Genomic DNA, 21,634 nt, shown 5'->3' on the forward strand with positions numbered 1-21,634 from the left:
CGTGCTTTAAGACTACGTTCATTCTCTCCCGTTGCGTGGGGTAGCGGGGGATCATCCAAGAGACAAACGGCTGACGGGATTCTGAGTGGCGGGCGGTTTTCCACGCAGCATTGGCTTTGATTGGCTCTCGCGCACCTCCGTGCGCGTCAGCCTCGCCTCGCTGCTGCTGATCGCGACCAACGCCCGCTCGGTCCACAACGCCACCGCCGACGGCGACACCCGCTCCCTCTCCTTCCATCACACCCATTCCGGCGAAGACCTCACCGTCACCTTCAAGCGCAATGGTCGTTACGACGAAGCCGCGCTGAAGAAACTGAACTACTTCCTCCGCGACTGGCGCAGCCAGGATCAGACCACGATGGACCGCCGTCTGTTCGACATCATCTGGGAAGTCTATCGCGACGTCGACGGCAAGCAGCCCATCCAGATCATCTCCGCCTATCGCTCGCCCGCCACCAACGCCATGCTCCGCCGCCGCTCTTCGGGAGTGGCGCGGCACAGCCAGCACATGCAGGGCCATGCGATGGATTTCTTCATCCCCGGCGTGCCGCTTGAGCAGATCCGTTTCGCAGGCCTGCGTCTGCAGCGCGGCGGCGTCGGTTTCTACCCCACCTCCGGCTCGCCGTTCGTGCATCTCGATGTCGGCAGCATCCGTCACTGGCCGCGCATGACCCACGACCAGCTCGCGCGCGTTTTCCCCGACGGCCGCACCGTGCATGTGCCGTCCGACGGCAAGCCGCTGAAGAACTACGAACTCGCCCTCGCGGACATCCAGCGCCGCGGCAACGGCGAGGACGTCGCCGCGCCGTCGAAGTCGAAGAGCTTCCTGGCCTCGCTGTTCGGCCGCAAGAGCGCGGATGACGAGGAAGAAGTCGGCAACGACGATGTTCGTGGCGGCAAGGTCACGCAGGTGGCGATGGCCGTCGCGGACAAGACCAAGACGGCCGCGCAAGCCACCGTCAATGCCGCCGAAAAGGTGCTCGAGCGCGTGCCGCTGCCGCGCGCCAAGCCGGCAGGCGCGACAACGTATCAGGTCGCGTCGGCCGAACCCCGGTCCATCCCTGCCCCGAAGCCGCAGCAGGCCGCGCTCAGGCCGATGCCAGCCGACGAATATGCCCCGCAGTCGCCGATCGACGTCATCAACGCGCGCGGCTTCTGGGATAACGAGCCGGCGACAAAACCTGCCGCGCAGGCCCAGATCGCGGCGCTCAAGGCGCGCGGCGCCATCGTCGCAGCCGATCCGCAGGCCACCGCGAGCCTGCCGCCGAATGTCTCGCAAGCCCTGGCCTACGCCCCTGCGGAAACGCCGCTCGACCAGGCCAAGGTCGTCGCCGCCAGCGCGCCGCTTCCGCGCAGCCCGCGCGTGGCGGCGCTCGCAAGCAATCCGATGTCTGGCTCCGATGCATCCGGCGGCAGCAAGACCGGCGCGGTGACGACGGCACGCCGAATCAAGCAAGCATTCATGAACGACCTCTGGCTGCGCGCCATGGTCCTCGCGCCGAGCGTGTCCTACTCGCTGTCGGCCTCGATCCTCGGCGATCAGGACATGACGGTGCTGCGCACGCATTTCGTCAAGCCGAACACGGCGGTGGCGATGACCTTCTCGAACGATCCGCAGATGGGCATCGTCTGCGAGAAGTTCACGGGACCTGCGACCGCAACGCTGTCGACCACCGCGTTCGCGATGCGCACCGCTTCGCTGCGCTGATACGTCAGCCGCGCGATCTTTCCTTCCTTTCGGACAATTCAACCTGATTGCGCACCGCGCCCGGACGGCGCAATGTGCCTTGCTCCATCAACAACAAGACAGAGGAAACAACTGTGTCCTTCGCCGAGATCGAATATCGCGTCACCGATCGCGTTGCCGTCGTCACGCTCAATCGCCCGGACCAGCTCAATGCCTGGACAGCGGTGATGGGACAGGAAGTCCGCAAGGCGATGGAGCAGGCAAAGGACGACGACAATGTCCGCGTCATCGTGCTGACCGGCGCTGGACGGGGCTTCTGCGCAGGCGCGGACATGAAGCTGTTGTCCAGCATCAGCACCACAGGCCGCCTCGCGGAAACAGCGGATGCGCCGATGGACGCGAATTCCCGCCCCGATTTCCAGCGCAAGAACACCTATTTTCCCGCCGTGCCGAAGCCGATCATCGCCGCGATCAACGGCCCGTGCGCCGGACTGGGAATGTGCTTCGCGCTGTTCTGCGACATGCGGTTTGCCGGACAGGACGCCGTGTTCACCACGGCCTTCGCGCGGCGCGGCCTGATCGCCGAGCATGGCATGAGCTGGACCCTCCCGCGGCTGATCGGACTGTCGGCGGCCACCGACCTTCTGATGTCCGCCCGCAAGGTGAAAGCCGATGAGGCCTTAGCGCTCGGGCTGGTCGATCGCGTCTATCCAACGGACGAATTGATGCCCGCGGTCATGGCCTATGCGAAAGAGCTGGCCGAATTCTCGTCGCCGCGCTCATTGCGCGTCATCAAGAAACAGCTTTGGGAAACGCCCATGCAGACGCTGAACGAAGCGGTCGAGGTGGCCGATCACGAAATGGCGCTGAGTCTGAAGAGCGACGACTTCAAGGAAGGCGTAAAGCACTTTCTGGAGAAGCGCGCGCCGGCCTTCACGGGACAATAACCGGTCCACTGACGACAAAACTCCCGGATAGATATCCGGGAGTTTTTCAGTCGCCTGTCTGGCGGCGAAGCGGCGGGCCGCCTCACAGCATTCCGAGCGCCTGCATGTAGGTTTCCAGAATGGTTTCCTGCTCCTGCCGCTCATCGGCATCCTGCTTGCGCATGCGGATGATGGTGCGCAGCGCCTTCACGTCGAACCCGTTGCCCTTGGCCTCGCCGTAGACATCCTTGATGTCGTCGCTGATGGCCTTCTTTTCTTCCTCGAGCTTCTCGATCCGCTCGATGATGGCCTTGAGCTGCCCCTTGGCGAAGCTGTGTGCGGTATCGTCGTGATCTTTCTCGGCAGGCATCGCCATCGGAGATACTCCTGAACTCTGTATGAGGCTGGAAGGGAGCGTGCGCGGCACGTTGTTGGCGGCACACTCAAGAGTGCGGCGTGCCGCGTCAAGGCGAGGCTGCGGTCATCCACAGCGACCCACAGGCGAAAGAAAAGCCTGAGGCGATCCGGCTGTTTTTGCTTGCGTGTTTCAGTGCCCGGGATGGCTCTTTTTCATCGCGGCGACCTGATCGGGCGTGGCCTCGCTCTGATGGGTCGCCTTCCAGGTCTCGTACGGCATGCCATAGACCGCCTCGCGGCTCTCGTCCTTGGTGAGCGGCACGCCCTTTTCGTCGGCGGCGTCCTTCAGCCAGTTTGACAGGCAGTTGCGGCAAAAGCCCGCGAGATTCATCAACTCGATATTCTGCACATCGGTCCGCCCGCGCAGATGCGTCACCAGCCGGCGGAACGCCGCCGCTTCGAGTTCTGTCCGGGTCTTGTCGTCGATGGCCATCGTCATATTCCGTTGTTTCGAGGTCCGCAGGATGTCACAGCCTTCACATAGGCCCCGATCCCGCGATTTTAACCCTGTCATGCCCCGCGCTTTCCACAGGGCGAGAAAAACCAACCCGGCCCGCGCCATGGTGCGCCAACTGGCCTATCAAGTCGGGGGGCCGGTTTGGCGAAACCGCCAAGCCGCTCTATAGTGATCAGGCCTGACCGGACACGGGAACTCCGCTTTTGCCGATCATGCTCAATGTGTTACGCGAAATCAACGAACGGTTGATAATCCCTGCCTCCATGACAGCCAAGATTTCCCGCCGCATGACCTTGCACCGCACCCTGATCGCCGCGCTCACCGGATTTATCGCGCTCACAGCCTTGTGTGCGTGGAGCAATCCGGCGGCAGCCGATTTCCGGCTCTGCAACAACACGTCAAGCCGGGTCGGCATCGCGCTCGGCTACAAGGACAATGAAGGCTGGGTGACGGAGGGCTGGTGGAATGTGTCTTCCCGCGCCTGCGAAACCCTGCTGCGTGGAACGCTTGTCGCACGATACTATTATATCTACGCCATCGACTATGACCGCGGCGGTGAATGGTCGGGGCAGGCTTTCATGTGTTCGCGCGACAAGGAATTCACCATCAAGGGAACCGAGGACTGTCTGGCGCGCGGTTTCGACCGGACCGGATATTTCGAGGTGGACACCGGCGAACAACGCGCCTGGACCGTCCAGCTAACTGAATCCAACGAACAGAACCCGCGTACTCCAGGCCTTCCCGGCATGCCGAATGCGCCGGGTGCTGCACAACCCGGCGCACTTCCCGGTGCAGCTCCTGGAAATCCGAAATGAGACGCCTGCGACGTATCAAGATTCTCGCCACCCTCGGACCGGCTTCATCTGACAGCGCATCCATCCGCAAGCTGTTCGAAGCAGGCGCCGACGTGTTCCGCATCAACATGAGCCACACGCCGCATGACAAGATGCGCGAGCTTGTGGCGACGATCCGCAATGTGGAAAGCAGTTACGGCCGGCCGATCGGCATTCTGGTCGACCTGCAGGGACCGAAGCTGCGCCTCGGTAATTTCGAGAACGGCTTTGTCGAACTCAACAACGGCGCAATGTTCACGCTCGATTCCGATCCGGCGCCGGGCAACAAGACCCGCGTGCATCTCCCCCATCCGGAAATCCTGAAAGCGCTGCGGCCCGGCCACGCGCTTCTGATCGACGACGGCAAGCTGCGTCTGATTGCCGAGGAAACCTCGCCCGATCATGCGCTGGTGCGCGTGGTCACCGGCGGCAAGATGTCCGACCGCAAGGGCGTCAGCCTGCCCGACACCGATCTTCCGGTCTCCGCGATGACAGCAAAGGACCGTGCCGACCTTGAAGCCGCGCTTGAGACCGGCATCGACTGGATCGCACTGTCGTTCGTGCAACGCGCCGACGACGTGATCGAAGCCAAGAAACTGGTGCGCGGCCGCGCCGCGATCATGTCGAAAATCGAGAAGCCGCAGGCCATTGAGCGTCTCGCCGACATCATGGAAGCGTCCGACGCCCTGATGGTCGCGCGCGGCGACCTCGGCGTCGAACTGCCGGCCGAGCGCGTGCCCGGCCTGCAGAAGCAGATGACACGTATGGCGCGGCGCGCGGGAAAGCCGGTCGTGATCGCGACGCAGATGCTGGAGTCGATGATTACGTCGCCGGTGCCGACCCGCGCGGAAGTCTCCGACGTCGCAACCGCGGTGTTCGAGGGCGCCGACGCCATCATGCTGTCCGCGGAATCCGCCGCCGGCAAGTTCCCGGTCGAAGCGGTGATGACCATGAACCGCATCGGCGAGGAATGTGAGCGCGACCCGACCTATCGCGGCGTCATCGCCGCGCAGCGTCCCGAACCGGAAGCGACCGCAGGCGACGCCATCGCCGACGCGGCCCGGCAGATCGCTGAAACGCTCGATCTTTCCGCCATCATCTGCTGGACCAGCTCCGGTTCGACCGCACTGCGCGTGGCGCGCGAACGGCCGAAGCCGCCGGTGGTTGCGATTACGCCGAACGTCAACACCGGCCGCAAGCTCGCGCTGGTGTGGGGCGTCCATTGCGTGATCGCCGAGGATGCGCACGATCAGGACGACATGATCGACCGCGCGGCCCGCATCTCGTTCCGCGACGGATTTGCGAAAACCGGTCAGCGCGTGATCATCGTCGCGGGCGTGCCGCTCGGCACACCCGGCACGACCAACATGGTCCGCATCGCCTCTGTCGGCCCATCAGGCGACGCCGACATGTAGATTCGGGAAGACCGGATTCCGTCACGCCGCCTTGTCGGTGTGAGGATGGACAAGCACATCGCTCGTGGCCTGCGCCGTGCGTGCGGCATCCTCGACGGTTCCCTGAGTCATCCGCATCAGGCGCTGGGCTTCCTCGCCATACTGCGTGAAAGCCGTCTGCCAGAACTGCATATAGACCTGCTGCAGATCCTGCAGCGAGCGGCAATCATGGATGGTGCGGAACAACTGCACATCCTCGCGCAGTCTCATCCCGATAAATTCCGACCACTCCCTGCCGATATTCTGCATGGCGGTGCCGATCTGAGCATTGAACTTTGCGGTTTCACTCAGCATGGTTCCATTCATCTCGCCCACGCGCGCGAGATCTGGAAATGGAATCGTCCTGGAAGACTTGTTGAAGACGTTGTCGCTGGTTGATGGGTTTGTCATGGCCGGACCTTCATGTTGCTGGAGCAAGAAAGGGCGCGTCGAACCGCGTCACCTCATCATCTGTCGATGGCAGCAGTATGATGATCATTGCATCGTGACTGAAAATGAATCGCCTTGATGTGCATCAAGCGCGCAAAGGTCAGCGATGGTGACTGATCATCGGAATGTCTTCAGCGGGACACAGCGAAAGCAGATGAATCCTCTACTTTCGCTTCGATCGCCCCGATTTCGGAAATGATCGTATCCGTCGCATAGACCTGCGGCATGTGGCCGCCGTTCGGCAGCACGACCAGCCGGGTTTGCGGCACGGCGGCCGCGAACGGCCGCGAGTGAATATCCGTCGAAACCGTCTTGTCGGCATCGCCCGTCACAATGGTCACGGGAATCCTGATCGCGGGATAGCGCGGCGACTGTTTCGCCATTTCCGCCTTCAGCGTGGTGAGGTCGCGGGCATTATTGAGAAAAACGCCCGGCCGCAGCACCATGCGCACCGCTGTTGCATCAATGTAGCCATCGGGCATCGTCTGCGGCGCAAAGACATAGCGTGTGCCGCTGTCCACCAGCAACAGGCCGAGCGGAACGGTGATCGTGTGCGCGAGCAACGGGCCGATCACCGGGATCGACGCAATCTTGTTGAATTCTCCGACGCCGCCGGTCCACGGATAGGCCACCGGCGACAGCATCACGATCGCCGCGACGCGCTTCGGATAATCAAGCGCCATGGCCGGCATCAGCGCGCCCGCCCAGGAATGGCCGACAAAAATCGCGCGTTCGATGCCGAGCTTGCCCAGCGCCTCGTCGATCATGCGGGCCTGGATGGCCGGCGTTGAATCCGCGACATTGTCGCGCGTGCTCCAGCCATGGCCGGGGCGGTCGATCAGGATCACGCGATGATCTTTCGCAAGCCTGTCGCCCAATGGCTTGCGCATGGTCTGCAGGCTCGAACTCGCGCCATGCACCAGCACAATGGGCAAGCCGGGCGCATTCGCCGGGCCAAGCTCCACCACATGAAGCCGCGCGCCTTTGACATCGACGAACCGGCCCTCCGGCGGATATTTCCGCTCAAGGATACCGACACTTATCTGTGTCATCGCGGCCAGCACCGCCAGCGCGACCACGACAGCCAATACAGACATAAAGGAAATCCGGAGAACTGTTCGCACGGGGAAGATACGGCGGCTTGATGAAGAGGTTTCGCGTCAAAAGCAATCCAGCCCGGCCTCGTGGTCTGGAGATGCGGACTAGATATCCCGGCCCTCGACCTTCTCGGTCAGCGACTTCACCAGGTCGGGGACGCGCTCGAGATAAGGGTTGATGGCGAGCGCCTTGCGGAAGGCGTCCAGCGCATGCTTGTCGTCGCCGGTCTCCTGCATGATCATTCCGAGACCCGCCAGTGCACCGAAGTGACGCGGCTCGCGAATGAGGACCTGACGGATGTCCTCCATCGAGCGGCTGTAGTCGTTCTGCAGATAGTAGATCGTGGCGCGCCGGTTCCAGGCTTCGATATAATCGGGGCGCAGTTTGATCACGGCATCGAGCAATTTCAGCGCGACGTCGGTCTCCTTGCCGTCCATCGCCAGTTTCGCCCGCGCCATCAGCAACGCAGCCGTGTCGCTCGGCGTCGCGGTCCAGACCGCCCAGATCCGGGCCTCGACCGCCTTGGCGCTTTCCTGATCGGGCGCGGCCTTCAATGCGCCGAACAGGAAGTCGAGATTCTTTGCCTTGTCGCCAATCACGCGGGGCAGCTTGGCCGGCGGCTGCGGCAGCTTCTTCTGCTGTTTAGACGGCGGCTGTCGGGGGTCCTGCGCGGCCGCGGGCGCGGCAGCGATGGCCGCCAGCACCGCAACACCGATCGCGAGCTTCAACAGCCGCGTTCCCTTCGTCCCGATTGCCGGTCGCAATGCCATGACGGAAAGTCTAAACGCGGAAAACGCCGCATGCAAAGTGCAAGCGGCGTCAAACAGTGGTGATATGCCGAAAACCTGTCAGGGAGCGGACACCGCTCCCTCGATCAGCGTCAATCAGCCTTCAATCAACCCTGGCGTGCCTTGAAGCGGCGCTGGACCTTGTTGATGACGTAAACCCGGCCCTTGCGGCGGACCAGACGGTTGTTGCGGTTACGGCCGCGGAGGGACTTCAGCGAATTACGGACCTTCATGGGACAATGCTCTCTGGAAGGCCGCGTGCAGGCCGAGTTCTGAAAACCATTGGTTGATGGGCATATCCCGCAGGCCGGGCCGCGCGGGACAGGGCGGTTTCTATGCCATCGGGGCCCCAAATGTCAATCCAAACAGGCCAATTCAACAGCCCGAACCGGGTCAAAATGACCCCACTGGAACCCGTTTTCCGGCTTTCCGCCGCCCGAATCAGCCTCTAAGCAGACGTTACAGCCTGTTCACACCGATCCCCCGCGATTTGGTGTAAGGCAGGCCAAACGTACGGCTTTGCGCCCCGGAAGGAAGATCTGGACCATTGACCGCTGAAATGACCAATCGCCCGGCCACAGCGAAGGCCATCCCGCTGACGGCCGCCGCGCCGGAATCAACCGGCCGCCTGCCGCTGCCCGCCGGTGTCACCTTGAATCGCATCGAGTGGGGACAGGCGGCGCCTATCCTGTTTTACCATCTGGTGGCGTTGCTCGCCTTTGTCCCTTGGTATTTTAGCTGGACCGGCGTGATCGTCGCCATCATCACGGCCCGTCTGAGCGGACTGCTCGGCATCAATATCGGCTATCATCGCCTGCTCACCCATCGCGGCTTTCGCTGTCCGAAATGGCTGGAGCATGCGCTCGTGGTCGTCGCCATTTGCTGCGTGGAAGATACGCCCGCCCGCTGGGTCGCGGTGCATCGCCGCCATCATCAGCACGCGGACGAACAACCCGATCCGCACAGCCCGCTGGTAAATTTCCTCTGGGGCCATATCGGCTGGCTGATCATCAGGAATCCGGAGTTGAACCGCCTCGGCATCTATGACCGCTATGCCAAGGACATCCTGCGCGATCCGTTTTATGTCGCGCTGGAGCGCAACTGGCTCCAGCTCAAGATTATTGTCATTCAGTGGCTGGTGTTTTTCGGCCTCGGTTTTCTCGCCGAACTGGCGATGGGCGGCAACGCGATGCAGGCCCTGCAGTTCGGACTCAGCATCCTGATCTGGGGCGTGTTCGTGCGCACGGTGTTCGTCTGGCATCAGACCTGGGCGGTGAACTCGATCACCCACCTGTGGGGCTACCGGAACTACCAGACCGACGAGGACAGCCGGAACAACGTCTTCATCGGGCTGCTCGCCCATGGCGAGGGCTGGCACAACAACCATCACGCCGATCCGCGCTCGGCGAAGCACGGTCACAAGTGGTGGGAATTCGACACCACCTGGCTGACCATCCGGCTGTTCGAGAAACTCGGTCTTGCCACCGATGTCGTCGGGCCGAGCCCTTATGTGATGGCGAAGGCTGGAGCCGCGGCGCAGACTATCACGACCCACGGACCCGACGGCACACCGGTCTGCTAAACCTGCTTCCATTCAATTTCAGTCAGCGAAAAGCCCGCCTCGGCGATCCCGAAGCGGGCCTTCTGCGATCTTGAAGCCAGCGATTATTGCTGCGGGACTTTCGCGGTCTTCACCACGTCCGACCACTTGCTGATTTCAGCGTCCACGAATTTCGTGAACTCTGCGCCCGTGAGCTTGCCGGGCTCGACGCCCTGCGTGGCGAACTTCTGCCGGGTTTCAGGCGCGGCGAGAATCTCCTTCATCGCGGCGACCAGCCTGGTGTAGGCGGCATTGTTGTTGGCGGCCGGCATGTAAAGACCGAACCATGCGGAGGCCTCAAAACCCTTCACGCCCGATTCATCGAGTGTCGGCGCATCGGGCAGCGTCGCAGCGCGCTCCTTGCTGGTGACCGCCAGCACGCGGATATTGCCGGCCGCCGCCGCAGGCAGCACGGTCGGCAGGGTGTCGAACATGATCGGAATGTGTCCGCCGATCAGATCGTTCATCGCAGGCGCCGCGCCCTTGTAGGGAACGTGCACGATGTCGACACCCGCCATCTGCTTGAACAGTTCGCCGGAGAGATGATTGGCGCCGCCGATGCCGGCCGAGCCGAACGAATACTTGCCCGGCTCCTTTTTGGCCATCGCGATCAGGTCGGCAACCGTCTTCGCCGGAAAGTCCTTGTTGACGACCAGCGCGTTCGGCGCGCTCGCCACCACCGCGATCGGCGAGAAATCCTTCTGCGTGTCGTAGGGCAGCTTCGTATAGAGACTCGGATTGATGACATGGTGGGTCGCGGTGAGCAGCAGCACGCTGCCGTCATTCGGCGACTTCGCCACCATTTCGGAGCCGATGGTGCCTGACGCACCGGCACGATTCTCGACGATGGTGGTGACGCCGAGCTTGTCGCCGAGATACTGCGCGACGAAGCGCGCCAGGATGTCCGTGGTGCCGCCCGCCGGGAACGGCACGATGATCTTGATATTGGCGGGCGGGAACTGGTCGTTGGCGCGGGCGTCGCCGGCGGCGAACACAAACACGCACAGGATTGCGGCAAGAACTGACTTCATGATTTCCAACTCTCGTTGACACGACATTATTGTTTGAACCGGCGGCAGCCGGCCTTACGGCTGACGCAGCAGCCTGGCGCGCTCTACCAGCGAACGTTCGGAAACATAGAATTCGCCGGCCCATTTCTGATATTCGCCCGGCGGCTTCTGCCATTCGGTCTGCCCGAGCGTGACCAGCAGCTTCTTGTATTCGTCGCTGTCGGCGGCGCCCTTGAACGCCTTGTAGAGCCGGTCAACGACCGCGGGCGGCATGCCCTTCGGGCCGACCAGACCGTAGGGCGCGGGATAGACCAGATCGTAACCGAGGCTTTTCGTCGTCGGCACACCCGGAAGTGATGCCACCGGCTGCGGATCGAACGACAGCAGCACACGCATCTTGCCGGACTGGACGTAAGGCAGAATGGTGCCGATGGCATCGACCGTCGCCATGGTGTGACCGCCGAGAATCGCGGTCACTGCTTCGCTGCTGCCCTTGTATCCGACATGGGTGATCTTTACGCCTGCCATTCCGGCGAGCGCCTCGGCAAGCAGATGCATGGTGGTGCCGGCGCCCGCGGTCGCAACCGTCAGGGCATCGGGATTCTTCTTCGCGTAATCCACGAAATCGGCGGGCGTCTTCAGCGGGGAGTCCGCGTTCACTGCCAGCACGAAGGTGTAACCGCCAAGCCCCGTGATCCAGGTGAAGTCCTTGATCGGATCCCAGTCGACCTTTTGCATGTAGGGATAGCGGAGCAGTCCCGCTGTCGCCGCCGCGATGGTGTAGCCGTCGGGCGCATCCGTTTTCGCCATGGTCGATGGCGCCAGTGTCGCGCCGGCGCCGGGCCGGTTTTCGACAACGATTGGCTGTCCGAGATCCTTGGAAGCCAGTTCGGCGAGCTTGCGGAATGTCGTATCGGTCGCCCCGCCTGCGGCGAAGCCGACCAGCAATTTGATCGGCCGGCTCGGATAGCTATCCTCAGCAAGCGTGACTTGCGAGGTTGTAGCGATTAACCCTGCCGCCAGCAGTGCTGACCGCATCACGTCCAAATATCTGCGCATGTATTTCTCCCTCTTGTTTCCGGATTGCTTCCGGTTTTGATCGTCCGGTTATCGTCGCTCGCTGGATACGCTCCATGAATTGCGGGTGTTCAGGGCATCGACATCGAAGCCCGCGAGTTGCTTGTAGCGGCGCTCGACATCCTGAAGCGCGGCTTTCGCATCGCCATGCGCGCCGCTGCGCGCCAGCGCGCTGACCCGCGCCATGACATCGCCGGCCTGACGGCGGTTGGCGAGCTGGACGCCGCTCGCGGTTTCACGGCGCTGCGTCTCATAGCCGCGCAACGCATCGTCGATGGTGGCGGCGGTGGCGAGTTCATAGGCCAGCACCCGCGCATCGAGAATTGCCTGCGACGCGCCGTTGGAGCCAAACGGATACATGGCATGGGCGGCGTCCCCGAGCAGCGCGCAGCGCCCGAACACCCAGCGCGGCAGCGGATCGATGTCCGCCATCGGATATTCGTAAGACTCCGACGACGAGGAGACGAGACGGTGCACGTCGAGCCAGTCGAAGCGGTAGTCCTTGACGAACTCCGCGATCACGTTCGTCGAAACCGGCAGATTCCAGTTGCCGAGTTCGGTTTCGCCGCTTGCCGCGTCTTTGGGGCGAACCAGCAGCCAGTTGATGACGCCCTCCGCGATCGGATAGACCACCACGCGCTGGGTCTCATCACCGATGATCACCATCGAGCGTCCGGTGAGAAAGGGTCCGGACTTCGCGACGCCGCGATACATCACCCAGCCGTTCGAGGCGAGCGGCGTTGCCGCGCCATAAAGGCTGTCGCGGGAGGGCGAGCGGATGCCGTCGGCGCAGATCGCGACATCGGCCGAGAAGGTCACGGGACGATTATCGGTCAGATCCGTGGCTGTAATGACAGCCTTGTTGTCTGCATTCCTGACGCCGGTCACGCGCTGCGCAATGCGAATGGCGGACGATCCGAGACGTTCGCGCACCGCATCGACAAGAATTCGTTGCAGGGTGCCGCGATGAATCGAGTATTGCGGCCACTTGTAGCCGGCGTCCAGGCCGCGCGGCTCGGCCCAGATCAATTGACCCTTTGGATCGTAGTAGGACAGTTCCTTGGTCGGCACGCCGACCTTGTCGAGCGCATCACCAAGGCCGAGTTCGGTCAGTTCGCGCACGGCATGCGGCGGCAGGTTGATGCCGACGCCGACGTCACGAATGTCCCGGGCCGCTTCAAGCAGGACAATGTCGCGCTGGCCGGCGGCATGCAAGGACAACGCCGCCGTCAGTCCGCCAACTCCTGCGCCTATGATCGCGACCGACATGTCGCCGTCAGGCTGCCGAGGCGGCGCGCGGGAATTCCACCATCGCTTCGCCGACCGCGACCTTCTCGCCGGCCTGGTTCTTCACCAGCACGTCGATCAGCACCCAGCGCGAATTCTGCGTCACCTGCTTCGCCTTGATGATGCCTTCCGGCTGGATGGTGTCGCCCGGCTTCACCGGCTTGACCCAGCGCGTTTCGAGACGGCGATGAATGGCACCGGCGGGATAGGCCCAGTCGGTCAGCATCCGGGTGATCAGCCCGAAGTTATTCATGCCGTGCATGATGATGCCGCCGAAGTTGGTCTTGCCGAAGTTGCCCTTCATATAGTTGTCGTCGAGATGCAGCGGGTTGTAGTCGAGCGAGCCGTCGCAAAAGAGGCGGATGGATTCGCGCGATACCGCGAACTTCGGGCCGTCAATGGTGTCGCCGACGGAGAGGCTGTCGAAAGTCGTTGTCATTGTTCTGATCTCCTCGTCTGCATTACGCCGGGCGAATGGTCTGGCCGCGCCCGGAACAGATCACCTGACCGTGCTGGTTGAAGAAGACGTTGTCGTGAACCACGAACAGCCGCTCGCGCTTGATGAACTTGTCGAGCGCGCGGGCCTGCAGCGTGATGGTGTCGCCGGGGCGCGCGGGAATGTTGTAGCTCCATGACTGGCCGGCATTCACCGTGCCCGGCGAGCGCATCCAGTCGTCGGTCGGTGTGCAGGCGAACATCAGCAGGATGTGGATCGACGGCGGCGCGATCAGGCCCTTGAAAGGCGTGGTCTTCGCATAGGCTTCATCGAAGTAGAGCGGATTGTCCTCACCGACCGAGCGGCAATAAAGCTGGATCGCTTCCTTGGTCAGGAGATAGGGCATCGTCTTGCGCGGCTCGCCGGGAACGATGTCGTCCCACACCTTCCGCAGATTGGCGTCTTTCCAGAAATCGGTTTCAAAGGCTTGCGCTTGCGCCATGGTGTTCTCTCGTCTATGTTCATCAGGCGAACTTTATAATCGCTATACGAACACTATGATCCGGCTTGCCGGAGCTGACAAGCGAAAATCGAGAGGAACTTTGATGTCCAAGGAAAGCGACAGTTTCGTCCGTGCCATTGCTCGCGGATTTTCCGTGGTGGAAGCGCTGGGGCGCCCGCCCGGACGGCACACACTGTCGGAAGCTGCCGTCGCGGCAGGACTGACGCGCGCCACCGCACGGCGCATGCTGGCGACACTGGTGGCGCTGAAATACTGCGAGGCCGATGGGCGCTATTTCAGTTTGCGTCCCCGCGCGCTCGGCCTTGGCCTGTCCTATCTCAACGCCCTGCCTTACTGGGGCTATGCGCAGCGCGCGCTGGAAGATCTGCGCAACGACATCGGCGAATCCTGCGCGCTCGCCGTGCTCGATGAAACCGAGATCGTCTACGCGCTGCGCCTGCCAGCGCGCCGCATTCTCTCCGCCAATCTCGGCATCGGCAGCCGCCTGCCCGCGCATCTGATTTCATTGGGCCGCGTGCTGCTCGCCGCGCTGCCGCCGGACCGGCGCGCGGACATCATCTCGCAAATTGACTTCAAGCAGATCACGCCGCGCACGGTGACCAGCGCGGCCAAACTCACCGAAGAACTCGCGCGCGTCGAGCAGCAGGGCTATGCCTGGATCGACGGCGAGCTCGATCCCGCAATCTGCGGCATCGCGGTTCCGGTGCGCGACCAGGCTGGCCATGTTGTCGCGGCTGTCAGCATCAACACCATTTCGGGCACCATCAGCGAAGAGGAAGCGAAGACGAAATTCCTCGTCACGCTGAAGCGGACCGCGCAGGACATCCGCACCCAGACCGCCGCCACCGGCTAGACCGCATACCCATCTGAAATAGGAATTCGGCTGCCTCATCGGGCAGCCGAATTGTTTTCGGACTTCCCACAAGTCCGGTTGCAAACACGCTCCCCCCCTGCATGAATGCATCAAGCGAGAAGGGGATTTTCCGATGACCGCCATTCAGGGGAACGAAACGTCCGACGGCGCAAATCCGCTGCCGACCGCATTCGTGCTGTTACCCCACGCCGAGCGCGACGCCGTACTTGGCGAACTGCACGCACGCCCTTTTGAAGCGGTCACCTCGCCATGCCGCGCCATCCGCTTCGCGTTTCTCACCGACACCGCCCAGATGAACGCCAATGCGGAGGCGCTTGCACGCTACTGCGCCGCGCATCACCTCACCGATCTGTCCACGGCCGCAAAGCACCGGCGCATCGCACTGCCCGACGCAATCCTGCGCTGGGAGCAGCACAGCGAGTTCACCACCTACACATGGCTGCTGGAAGATGCGAATGCCACCAACGGCGACGCCCTGCCGGCTTTCATTGCTGCGGCAATGACCGAGATCGGGCAGCCCGGTCCGCATCTGGTGTCGATCGACCTGCGTGTGGACAGCGGCGATGCACCCGACCTTGCAAGGCTGTTCGACCCCGCATCGCTGGCGGCCTCGCGGGTGCTCGACGGTCACGCCACCATCGCCACCGATTTTCAGGTCGATACCGAAGGCTTTGTCCGCTTCCTCGTGCACAATCACGGACTGACGCCGGTCGAGACCGGCGGCCTCGTGCTGCGGATTCTCGAAATCGAAACCTATCGCTGCTTCGCCTTGCTCGGCCTGCCGCTGGCGCATCGCACCACGCCGGTGATCCGCAACGCCGAGGACCGGCTAACCCACATCATGACCGCGATGACGAAGGACGGCGGCGGCCTTGAAATCAACCGCCAGCTTCTGGACGAGATCACCTCGCTGGCTGCGCGTGTCGAGGCGGAAGCCGCGATTGCCGGCTATCGCTTCGCCGCCAGCGCCGCCTATGACGACATCGTGCGCCAGCGCCTCGACGTGATCGGCGAGCAATCCTTCGGTGGTTGGCCGACGCTGGCAGATTTCCTCGGACGGCGGCTGAACCCTGCGATGCGCACATGCCAGACACTCAACACACGCATGCAGGACCTGAACAAGAAACTCACCCGCGCGGCGAACCTGCTGCGCACCCGCATCGACGTCGAGATCGAGCAGCAGAACCGCGACCTGCTCGCAGCCATGAGCGAGCGCGCGCGGATGCAGCTTCGTTTGCAGCAGACCGTCGAAGGCCTGTCGGTCGCGGCGATCAGCTACTATGTCGCGAGCCTGCTGCACTACGTGTTCGAGTCGGCTGAACACTATATGCCGGTCAGTCCGATGGTGGCGACCGGTATCTCCATCCCGTTCGTGGTGATCGTGCTGACGATCATGCTCTGGCGGGTCAAGCGCAGCCACCACGCCTGAACGGGTGCAGACGATTTGCACGCGGCCTTGGCCGTGATAGGTCCTGTCCCGCAGATCAGTTCCGGACAGGACAAAGCATGAGCGTCGAAACGGTTCGCGCGTTTTTCGCAGCGAATGCCCCCGATATTGCCGTCCTTGAATCGGACAAGAGTTCCGCCACCGTGACGCTGGCCGCCGAGGCCTTCGGCGTGACGCCCGCCGAAATCGCCAAGACACTGTCCCTGCGCATTGGCGACAAGGTGTTGCTGGTGGTGACCTGCGGCACTGCGCGGCTCGACAACAAGAAGGCGCGCGCCGTGTTCGGCGGCAAGCCGCGCATGTTGAGCGCCGAGGAGGCGCTCGAGGCCACAGGCCATCCTGTCGGCGGCATCTGCCCATTCGGCTTGAAGACGCCGCTGCCGGTCTATTGCGATGTGTCGCTGAAAGCATTCACCGAGGTCGTGCCTGCCGCAGGCTCCATCAACAGCGCGGTGCGGATTTCCCCCGCACGCATGGCCGAACTGACCCATGCCGAATGGGTCGACGTGAGCGAGACCGCGATGGCTTCAACCTGACAGGGACTGCTCGCGCAACATCACCGCATTCGAGGGAGAACAGGGATGACCATCAAGGCCGTTGTATTCGACGCCTACGGCACGCTGTACGACGTGCAGTCGGTGGCCGCCGTGACAGACGAGGCATTTCCCGGCTATGGCGAGTTGATCAGCCAGATCTGGCGCATGAAGCAGCTCGAATACACCTGGCTGCGCTCGTTGATGGGGCGGTACGAGGATTTCTCCGTCGTCACGCGCGACTCGCTCAACTTCACCTTGAAGACGCTGGGCCTGACGTTCGATGCCGCGGTCTTCGAGCGCATCATGGACAAATACGTCCACCTCGATCCTTATCCGGATGCAAAGCAGGCGCTGACCGGCTTGAAGGGCCGCAAGCTGGCGATCCTGTCGAACGGCAGCACGGACATGCTCAACGCGCTGGTTCGCAACACCGGTCTGCACGCCATCCTCGACGCCACGATCAGCATCGACTCCACCCGTATCTTCAAACCGTCGCCACGCACCTATGAACTCATCGAGACTCATCTGGGCGTGGCGCCGCAGGAGGTGCTGTTCGTCTCATCCAATCCATTCGATGCCTGTGGTGCCAAATCCTTCGGCCTGAATGTCGCTTGGATCGAGCGCGTCACGCCGCAGGCGATGGCAGCGGAACTGGCCGGAGCAAGTCTCGTCCGTCCGCTCGCGATGTTCAAGGCCATGCGAATGCAGATGGACGAATACGGCCTGGAGCCGGATTATCGCATTGGCGCTCTGGCGGATTTGCCGGGACTTGTCACCGCACACCCGTAAAGACAAGGACCGGCGGCTGTTGCAAAATTGACTCGGCCGCGCCCGGCCTGCACCGGCCATGCTGCGCCGGAGGACGGATTCCGCGATCTGGCACGATTGATGCTTCGCATTTCACCAAGGAGGTGATGTGATGCGATCAGTCATTTTCTTGTTTCTGACAACGGCCGTGCTGGCGAGCCGCGTGTGTTTTGCACACGACGCGGACGGACGCCCTAACTGGATTGCCGAAGGCTCCTATAAAGGTGCCGATGGTGTTCATTGTTGCGGGCCAAGCGACTGCGAACAGCTTGGCTCCGACGAGGTGCAGGTCCGGCCCGATGGAATCTGGCTCACACGGTTCAAGGAACTGGTTCCGTTCGAGCAGGCGACGCCGAGTGAAGACGGCAAGACATGGAGATGCCACAACCTCTCGGGCGAGCGGCGGTGCTTCTTCATGAAGTATGGAGATACGTAGCGGATAGCGCTGCGTATGAGCGACGTGCGTCCGGAACGAGTGCTCAAATGCCGAGCGCGACGCCATCCTTGCGGTGGTCGGTGGCGCCGAGCAGGACACCGCGTTCGTGGTCGATCCAGATCGCCTGGCAGCCGCCGATGGCAACGTCCGCCCATTTCACATCGTGCCCGCGCGCAGCGAGTTCAGCACCGATCTCTTTGCCAAAGGTCGGCTCCAGCGACAGCACGCCCTCGAATGCGAACGAGCGAGGCGCTTCCGATGCGGCCTGAATGTCCATGCCGAGGTCGAACACATTGGAGAGGAAGTTGCCGTGACCGGTGGCCTGATAGTGACCACCCATGACGCCGAACGGCATCATGCAGCTGCCGTTCTTCATCACCATGCCGGGAATGATGGTGTGCATCGGCCGCTTGTTCGGCCCGAGCGCGTTGGGATGTCCCGATTGAAGCCGGAAACCCCAGCCGCGATTGTGCAGCAACACGCCTGACTTCGGCGCGTAAACGCCGCTGCCGAACGGCTGGAACAGGGAATTGATGAACGACACCGCGTTGAGGTCGCGGTCCACCACGGTGACATAGACCGTGTCCTTGTGTTCGATATCGTCCCAATCGACCGGCGCGCTCGCGCGTGTCATGGAAATCTTGCTGCGGATTGCACCGATATAGGCATCCGACAGGAAATGCGCCGCATCGACGTTGCCATGCGCGGGATCGCAGAAGAACGCATCGCGTGCGCGATAGGCCGCCTTGGTCGCTTCCGCCAGGAGATGCACGCGGTCGACTTCGGACAGCGCCTTGATGTCATACCCCGCCAGCGTGCGCAGGATCATCAGCGCGGCCAGCCCCTGCCCGTTCGGCGGACATTCGAGCACGTCATGTCCGCCATAGCTTGCGGAAATCGGCGTCACGTCTTCCGGCGCATTCGCCGCGAAGTCCGCGACCGTGTGTGTGCCGCCGAGGGCCTGCAGAATGCCCACAAGCTCCTCGGCCACCTCGCCTTCATAGAAGGCGGCGCGGCCTTTGCGCGCAATTTGCCGCAGCGTTTTGCCGAGCGCCGGCTGGCTGCGCCGATCGCCGATGGAGGGCGCGATGCTGCCGGGCAGATATTGCTCCATGGCAGCCGGATTGCTTTCGAGCCGCGCGCGGTTGCGCGTCCAGTCCGAAGCCACGCGCGGCGTGATACGGAAGCCGTTTTCCGCGGCGTCGATAGCAGGCTTGAAGATTTCCTCCAGCGATTTGCTGCCATGCTTCGCCGCGAGGGTGCACCAGGCGTCGATGGCGCCGGGAACCGTGATGCCTTCGATCGAGGTTGGCGTCAGCGCTTTCGCGCCCTTGGCCATCGTGGCGGCGAGATCGGTCTTCGCCGGCGTCCGGCCCGAGCCGTTGAGCGCCACCGGCGTGCCGGCCTTCGGCGAATAGATCACAAAGCAGTCGCCGCCAACGCCGGTCATCTGCGGTTCGACCACGCCCTGCAACGCCACCGCTGCGATGGCGGCATCCATCGCGTTGCCGCCGGCCTTGAGAATGTCGAGCGCCGCGAGTGTCGCCTGTGGATGGGAGGTTGCGGCCATGCCGCGTTCCCCCACTGCGATGGAGCGGGACGGCGAGATGAAATTGCGCATTCAGGAAAACCTTCGAGGATGGGCTTTCATGATACGCAGACTCCGGCTGCCGATCCAGTCTGGAACCGCGGATGAGCGCTAGCGCGCCGACCGCTTGCTGCGCCCGAGTTTCTCCGCAAGAAAGTCCGCAAGCACTTCGACACGCGCAGGGCGCGGCCCGCCGGGCGGCATCACCAGATGCACCGCGCCTTCCGGCTGTTTCCAGTCCTTCAGAATGACCTCAAGCTGTCCCGTAGCAATCGCCTCTCCGACGATGAAATCCGGCAGATCGGCGATGCCCAGTCCAGCCAACAGCGCCGGCATAATCGCTTCACCGTTGTTGACGCGCAGTTGTCCCGACGGCCGCACCGTCGCCTGCTCGCCGGCCGTATTGACGTAGTGCCAGATACCCGGCGTCGACAGGTAAGCGTAACCGAAGCACTTGTGCTCGGCGAGATGCATGGGGTGGGTCGGGCGTCCATGCTTTTTGAGATAGGACGGCGCCGCCACCGTGTAGCGCCGCATGCCGCACAACCGCCTCGCAACCAACGACGAATCCGGCAGGCGCGCGATGCGAATACCGGCGTCGAAACCGTCGCCGATCAGATCGACCATGGCATCGCTCAAGTGCAGGTCGATGGACACTTCGGGATAGGCACGAAGAAAATCCGGCAACAGAGGCGCGATGACCCGCACGCCGTAGGTCATGGGCACAGCGAATCGCACCAGCCCGCGCGGCGCGGACGACTGCGCCAGCGCTTCGTTCTCCGCAGCCTCTCCGTCCATCAGGAGTTGCGCGGCGCGCTCGGACAGGCGCTGGCCCGCATCGGTCAGTGCCAGTTGCCGCGAGGTGCGGTTGAACAGCCGGGCCCCGAGCCGCCCTTCCAGCCGGCTGACGGCCTTGGAAACGGTCGCCTTTGACAGGGCGAGTTCTGCTGCGGCCCCCGCAAACGACCGCATTTCCACGACTTTCGCGAAAATCGCGAGCGCCTCGAAGTCCGGAAGCCGCGACATAGGTCCTTCTCTCTTAGATCATTTTTGGAAACAATGAATTTCCATAGTTTCTATTTATGCACCATCCGTCAGCGCTTATCCATAGCCCATCGGAATTCAACGCAGGCACTCACGGAGGCCTCCCATGACCAAGTCACTCACAGGCAAAGTCGCCCTCGTCACCGGCGGATCACGCGGCATCGGCGCAGCCAGCGCCAAGGCGCTCGCGGACGAAGGCGCAAATGTTGCGATCAGCTACAGCGCATCGCCCGACAAGGCCGAAGCAGTCGTTCGCGACCTGAAGGCCAAGGGCGTCGAAGCCAAGGCATACCGGGCCGATCAGGCCAATACCGCCGAGGTCGAACAACTGGTCCGTGATGTCGCAAAGGATTTTGGCCGCCTCGACATCCTGGTGAACAACGCCGCCGTCGCGGTGATGGGGCCGCTCGATGACGCGAACAATGCCGCGGCTTTCGACCGCCAGTATGCGATCAATCTCGATGGTGTCGTCACCGCGATCCGGACCGCATCAAAGTTGATCAGCGATGGTGGCCGCATCGTCACCATCGGGTCAGGCATCGCCACCCGTGCGACTTTCCCCGGCATGGCCGACTACGCCGCCACCAAGGCAGCCATCGTCGGCTATGCGAAAGGCGCGGCACGCGACCTCGGCCCGCGCGGCATCACCGTCAACGTGCTGCAGCCCGGCTCGATCAACACCGACATGAACCCCGAGAATGGCGAGTTCGCGGAAGCCCAGCGCGTTCAGCACGCCTTGCAGCGTTACGGCACGCCGGAAGAAATCGCCGCCGGCGTGGTGTTCCTCGCCAGCCCCGGCGCCTCGTTCGTGACCGGCACCGTGCTGAATGTCGATGGCGGCTTCGGCGCCTGAATCTCTCAAGCAAATTTCAATCAAGGA

At 62.8% G+C, this 21,634-nt stretch carries 24 protein-coding genes; 11 read left to right on the forward strand and 13 right to left on the reverse strand.

Features of this window, described 5'->3' with window-relative positions; translation table 11 throughout:
* Positions 1 to 85: 85 nt before the first annotated feature.
* Complete coding sequence (gene mepK, locus HMPREF9696_RS12405; RefSeq protein WP_002713363.1) at positions 86 to 1,708, forward strand: peptidoglycan L,D-endopeptidase MepK; 1,623 nt, start codon at positions 86 to 88, stop codon at positions 1,706 to 1,708.
* Positions 1,709 to 1,821: 113 nt separating this feature from the next.
* Positions 1,822 to 2,634 (forward strand): enoyl-CoA hydratase, encoded by an 813-nt coding sequence (locus HMPREF9696_RS12410; RefSeq protein WP_002713364.1) that lies wholly within the window; start codon positions 1,822 to 1,824, stop codon positions 2,632 to 2,634.
* Positions 2,635 to 2,716: 82 nt separating this feature from the next.
* On the opposite strand, the gene HMPREF9696_RS12415 is transcribed toward HMPREF9696_RS12410, so the two are convergent.
* Both HMPREF9696_RS12415 and HMPREF9696_RS12420 read right to left on the reverse strand, forming a co-directional pair.
* Positions 2,717 to 2,989: a DUF2312 domain-containing protein gene (locus HMPREF9696_RS12415; RefSeq protein WP_002713365.1), complete on the reverse strand. Its 273-nt coding sequence runs from the start codon at positions 2,987 to 2,989 to the stop codon at positions 2,717 to 2,719.
* 171 nt (positions 2,990 to 3,160) lie between these two features.
* Complete coding sequence (locus HMPREF9696_RS12420; RefSeq protein WP_002713366.1) at positions 3,161 to 3,463, reverse strand: DUF1244 domain-containing protein; 303 nt, start codon at positions 3,461 to 3,463, stop codon at positions 3,161 to 3,163.
* 287 nt (positions 3,464 to 3,750) lie between these two features.
* Here HMPREF9696_RS12420 and HMPREF9696_RS12425 point away from each other — a divergent pair, with 287 nt between their 5' ends.
* Both HMPREF9696_RS12425 and pyk read left to right on the forward strand, forming a co-directional pair.
* Positions 3,751 to 4,302: a DUF1036 domain-containing protein gene (locus tag HMPREF9696_RS12425; protein WP_040301413.1), complete on the forward strand. Its 552-nt coding sequence runs from the start codon at positions 3,751 to 3,753 to the stop codon at positions 4,300 to 4,302.
* Positions 4,299 to 5,735, forward strand: coding sequence for a pyruvate kinase (gene pyk, locus HMPREF9696_RS12430; protein ID WP_002713368.1), 1,437 nt, complete (start codon positions 4,299 to 4,301; stop codon positions 5,733 to 5,735). Before HMPREF9696_RS12425 ends, pyk begins: the two co-directional genes overlap by 4 nt.
* Positions 5,736 to 5,756: 21 nt before the next feature.
* On the opposite strand, the gene HMPREF9696_RS12435 is transcribed toward pyk, so the two are convergent.
* From HMPREF9696_RS12435 to ykgO, 4 genes are all read right to left on the reverse strand, one after another.
* A complete protein-coding gene (locus HMPREF9696_RS12435; protein ID WP_002713369.1) occupies positions 5,757 to 6,164 on the reverse strand; it encodes a phasin family protein in 408 nt (135 codons plus the stop codon).
* A gap of 170 nt (positions 6,165 to 6,334) precedes the next feature.
* Complete coding sequence (locus tag HMPREF9696_RS12440; protein ID WP_002713370.1) at positions 6,335 to 7,300, reverse strand: alpha/beta fold hydrolase; 966 nt, start codon at positions 7,298 to 7,300, stop codon at positions 6,335 to 6,337.
* 105 nt (positions 7,301 to 7,405) lie between these two features.
* Positions 7,406 to 8,071 carry a tetratricopeptide repeat protein gene (locus tag HMPREF9696_RS12445; RefSeq protein ID WP_002713371.1) on the reverse strand — a complete coding sequence of 222 codons (666 nt, stop codon included), beginning with the start codon at positions 8,069 to 8,071 and terminating at the stop codon, positions 7,406 to 7,408.
* Positions 8,072 to 8,196: 125 nt separating this feature from the next.
* Positions 8,197 to 8,322 carry a type B 50S ribosomal protein L36 gene (ykgO, locus tag HMPREF9696_RS12450; protein WP_002713372.1) on the reverse strand — a complete coding sequence of 42 codons (126 nt, stop codon included), beginning with the start codon at positions 8,320 to 8,322 and terminating at the stop codon, positions 8,197 to 8,199.
* Positions 8,323 to 8,648: 326 nt separating this feature from the next.
* On the opposite strand from ykgO, the gene HMPREF9696_RS12455 reads away from it, so the two are divergent.
* Complete coding sequence (locus tag HMPREF9696_RS12455) at positions 8,649 to 9,671, forward strand: acyl-CoA desaturase (protein WP_002713373.1); 1,023 nt, start codon at positions 8,649 to 8,651, stop codon at positions 9,669 to 9,671.
* Positions 9,672 to 9,754: 83 nt separating this feature from the next.
* Here the strand turns inward: HMPREF9696_RS12455 and HMPREF9696_RS12460 are convergent, their stop codons facing one another.
* From HMPREF9696_RS12460 to HMPREF9696_RS12480, 5 genes are read right to left on the reverse strand one after another with little or no spacing between them, the layout of a single operon-like run.
* Positions 9,755 to 10,720 (reverse strand): tripartite tricarboxylate transporter substrate binding protein, encoded by a 966-nt coding sequence (locus tag HMPREF9696_RS12460; protein ID WP_002713374.1) that lies wholly within the window; start codon positions 10,718 to 10,720, stop codon positions 9,755 to 9,757.
* 54 nt (positions 10,721 to 10,774) lie between these two features.
* The gene (locus HMPREF9696_RS12465; protein WP_002713375.1) at positions 10,775 to 11,758 is read right to left on the reverse strand and encodes a tripartite tricarboxylate transporter substrate binding protein; all 984 of its coding nucleotides are present in this window, start codon (positions 11,756 to 11,758) and stop codon (positions 10,775 to 10,777) included.
* A 48-nt stretch (positions 11,759 to 11,806) separates the two neighbouring features.
* Entirely contained in the window at positions 11,807 to 13,045 is a 1,239-nt protein-coding gene (locus HMPREF9696_RS12470) for an FAD-dependent monooxygenase (RefSeq protein ID WP_002713376.1), read from the reverse strand.
* A 7-nt stretch (positions 13,046 to 13,052) separates the two neighbouring features.
* Positions 13,053 to 13,502, reverse strand: coding sequence for a MaoC family dehydratase (locus tag HMPREF9696_RS12475; protein WP_002713377.1), 450 nt, complete (start codon positions 13,500 to 13,502; stop codon positions 13,053 to 13,055).
* A gap of 22 nt (positions 13,503 to 13,524) precedes the next feature.
* A complete protein-coding gene (locus tag HMPREF9696_RS12480; RefSeq protein ID WP_002713378.1) occupies positions 13,525 to 14,001 on the reverse strand; it encodes a MaoC family dehydratase in 477 nt (158 codons plus the stop codon).
* Between the two features lie 103 nt (positions 14,002 to 14,104).
* Between HMPREF9696_RS12480 and HMPREF9696_RS12485 the strand changes: the two genes are divergently transcribed.
* From HMPREF9696_RS12485 to HMPREF9696_RS12505, 5 genes are all read left to right on the forward strand, one after another.
* Positions 14,105 to 14,875: an IclR family transcriptional regulator domain-containing protein gene (locus HMPREF9696_RS12485; protein WP_002713379.1), complete on the forward strand. Its 771-nt coding sequence runs from the start codon at positions 14,105 to 14,107 to the stop codon at positions 14,873 to 14,875.
* 133 nt (positions 14,876 to 15,008) lie between these two features.
* The gene (locus tag HMPREF9696_RS12490; protein ID WP_002713380.1) at positions 15,009 to 16,325 is read left to right on the forward strand and encodes a DUF3422 domain-containing protein; all 1,317 of its coding nucleotides are present in this window, start codon (positions 15,009 to 15,011) and stop codon (positions 16,323 to 16,325) included.
* Between the two features lie 77 nt (positions 16,326 to 16,402).
* Positions 16,403 to 16,879, forward strand: coding sequence for a YbaK/EbsC family protein (locus HMPREF9696_RS12495; RefSeq protein ID WP_002713381.1), 477 nt, complete (start codon positions 16,403 to 16,405; stop codon positions 16,877 to 16,879).
* 45 nt (positions 16,880 to 16,924) lie between these two features.
* The gene (locus tag HMPREF9696_RS12500) at positions 16,925 to 17,668 is read left to right on the forward strand and encodes a haloacid dehalogenase type II (RefSeq protein ID WP_002713382.1); all 744 of its coding nucleotides are present in this window, start codon (positions 16,925 to 16,927) and stop codon (positions 17,666 to 17,668) included.
* Positions 17,669 to 17,798: 130 nt separating this feature from the next.
* On the forward strand, positions 17,799 to 18,122 hold the full coding sequence (locus tag HMPREF9696_RS12505) for a hypothetical protein (RefSeq protein ID WP_002713383.1): 324 nt from the start codon (positions 17,799 to 17,801) through the stop codon (positions 18,120 to 18,122).
* A gap of 43 nt (positions 18,123 to 18,165) precedes the next feature.
* Here HMPREF9696_RS12505 and HMPREF9696_RS12510 read toward each other — a convergent pair whose 3' ends face one another.
* Together HMPREF9696_RS12510 and HMPREF9696_RS12515 are read right to left on the reverse strand one after the other, a co-directional pair.
* Positions 18,166 to 19,743 (reverse strand): gamma-glutamyltransferase family protein, encoded by a 1,578-nt coding sequence (locus HMPREF9696_RS12510; RefSeq protein WP_002713384.1) that lies wholly within the window; start codon positions 19,741 to 19,743, stop codon positions 18,166 to 18,168.
* A 78-nt stretch (positions 19,744 to 19,821) separates the two neighbouring features.
* Positions 19,822 to 20,736 (reverse strand): LysR family transcriptional regulator, encoded by a 915-nt coding sequence (locus HMPREF9696_RS12515; RefSeq protein ID WP_002713385.1) that lies wholly within the window; start codon positions 20,734 to 20,736, stop codon positions 19,822 to 19,824.
* A gap of 124 nt (positions 20,737 to 20,860) precedes the next feature.
* Here HMPREF9696_RS12515 and HMPREF9696_RS12520 point away from each other — a divergent pair, with 124 nt between their 5' ends.
* Complete coding sequence (locus tag HMPREF9696_RS12520) at positions 20,861 to 21,607, forward strand: SDR family NAD(P)-dependent oxidoreductase (protein WP_002713386.1); 747 nt, start codon at positions 20,861 to 20,863, stop codon at positions 21,605 to 21,607.
* Positions 21,608 to 21,634 lie beyond the last annotated feature (27 nt).

It is taken from the genome of Afipia clevelandensis ATCC 49720 (assembly GCF_000336555.1).
In the GTDB taxonomy this organism is placed as follows: Bacteria; Pseudomonadota; Alphaproteobacteria; order Rhizobiales; family Xanthobacteraceae; genus Afipia; species Afipia clevelandensis.

Excerpts from the sequence above, each read along its gene's own strand:
- HMPREF9696_RS12415 (WP_002713365.1), bottom strand. The coding sequence starts at position 2,989 with ATGGCGATGCCTGCCGAGAAAGATCACGACGATACCGCACACAGCTTC.
- HMPREF9696_RS12420 (WP_002713366.1), bottom strand. The coding sequence starts at position 3,463 with ATGGCCATCGACGACAAGACCCGGACAGAACTCGAAGCGGCGGCGTTC.
- HMPREF9696_RS12425 (WP_040301413.1), top strand. The coding sequence starts at position 3,751 with ATGACAGCCAAGATTTCCCGCCGCATGACCTTGCACCGCACCCTGATC.
- pyk (WP_002713368.1), top strand. The coding sequence starts at position 4,299 with ATGAGACGCCTGCGACGTATCAAGATTCTCGCCACCCTCGGACCGGCT.
- HMPREF9696_RS12435 (WP_002713369.1), bottom strand. The coding sequence starts at position 6,164 with ATGACAAACCCATCAACCAGCGACAACGTCTTCAACAAGTCTTCCAGG.
- HMPREF9696_RS12440 (WP_002713370.1), bottom strand. The coding sequence starts at position 7,300 with ATGTCTGTATTGGCTGTCGTGGTCGCGCTGGCGGTGCTGGCCGCGATG.
- HMPREF9696_RS12445 (WP_002713371.1), bottom strand. The coding sequence starts at position 8,071 with ATGGCATTGCGACCGGCAATCGGGACGAAGGGAACGCGGCTGTTGAAG.
- ykgO (WP_002713372.1), bottom strand. The coding sequence starts at position 8,322 with ATGAAGGTCCGTAATTCGCTGAAGTCCCTCCGCGGCCGTAACCGCAAC.
- HMPREF9696_RS12455 (WP_002713373.1), top strand. The coding sequence starts at position 8,649 with ATGACCAATCGCCCGGCCACAGCGAAGGCCATCCCGCTGACGGCCGCC.
- HMPREF9696_RS12460 (WP_002713374.1), bottom strand. The coding sequence starts at position 10,720 with ATGAAGTCAGTTCTTGCCGCAATCCTGTGCGTGTTTGTGTTCGCCGCC.
- HMPREF9696_RS12465 (WP_002713375.1), bottom strand. The coding sequence starts at position 11,758 with ATGCGCAGATATTTGGACGTGATGCGGTCAGCACTGCTGGCGGCAGGG.
- HMPREF9696_RS12470 (WP_002713376.1), bottom strand. The coding sequence starts at position 13,045 with ATGTCGGTCGCGATCATAGGCGCAGGAGTTGGCGGACTGACGGCGGCG.
- HMPREF9696_RS12475 (WP_002713377.1), bottom strand. The coding sequence starts at position 13,502 with ATGACAACGACTTTCGACAGCCTCTCCGTCGGCGACACCATTGACGGC.
- HMPREF9696_RS12480 (WP_002713378.1), bottom strand. The coding sequence starts at position 14,001 with ATGGCGCAAGCGCAAGCCTTTGAAACCGATTTCTGGAAAGACGCCAAT.
- HMPREF9696_RS12485 (WP_002713379.1), top strand. The coding sequence starts at position 14,105 with ATGTCCAAGGAAAGCGACAGTTTCGTCCGTGCCATTGCTCGCGGATTT.
- HMPREF9696_RS12490 (WP_002713380.1), top strand. The coding sequence starts at position 15,009 with ATGACCGCCATTCAGGGGAACGAAACGTCCGACGGCGCAAATCCGCTG.
- HMPREF9696_RS12495 (WP_002713381.1), top strand. The coding sequence starts at position 16,403 with ATGAGCGTCGAAACGGTTCGCGCGTTTTTCGCAGCGAATGCCCCCGAT.
- HMPREF9696_RS12500 (WP_002713382.1), top strand. The coding sequence starts at position 16,925 with ATGACCATCAAGGCCGTTGTATTCGACGCCTACGGCACGCTGTACGAC.
- HMPREF9696_RS12505 (WP_002713383.1), top strand. The coding sequence starts at position 17,799 with ATGCGATCAGTCATTTTCTTGTTTCTGACAACGGCCGTGCTGGCGAGC.
- HMPREF9696_RS12510 (WP_002713384.1), bottom strand. The coding sequence starts at position 19,743 with ATGCGCAATTTCATCTCGCCGTCCCGCTCCATCGCAGTGGGGGAACGC.
- HMPREF9696_RS12515 (WP_002713385.1), bottom strand. The coding sequence starts at position 20,736 with ATGTCGCGGCTTCCGGACTTCGAGGCGCTCGCGATTTTCGCGAAAGTC.
- HMPREF9696_RS12520 (WP_002713386.1), top strand. The coding sequence starts at position 20,861 with ATGACCAAGTCACTCACAGGCAAAGTCGCCCTCGTCACCGGCGGATCA.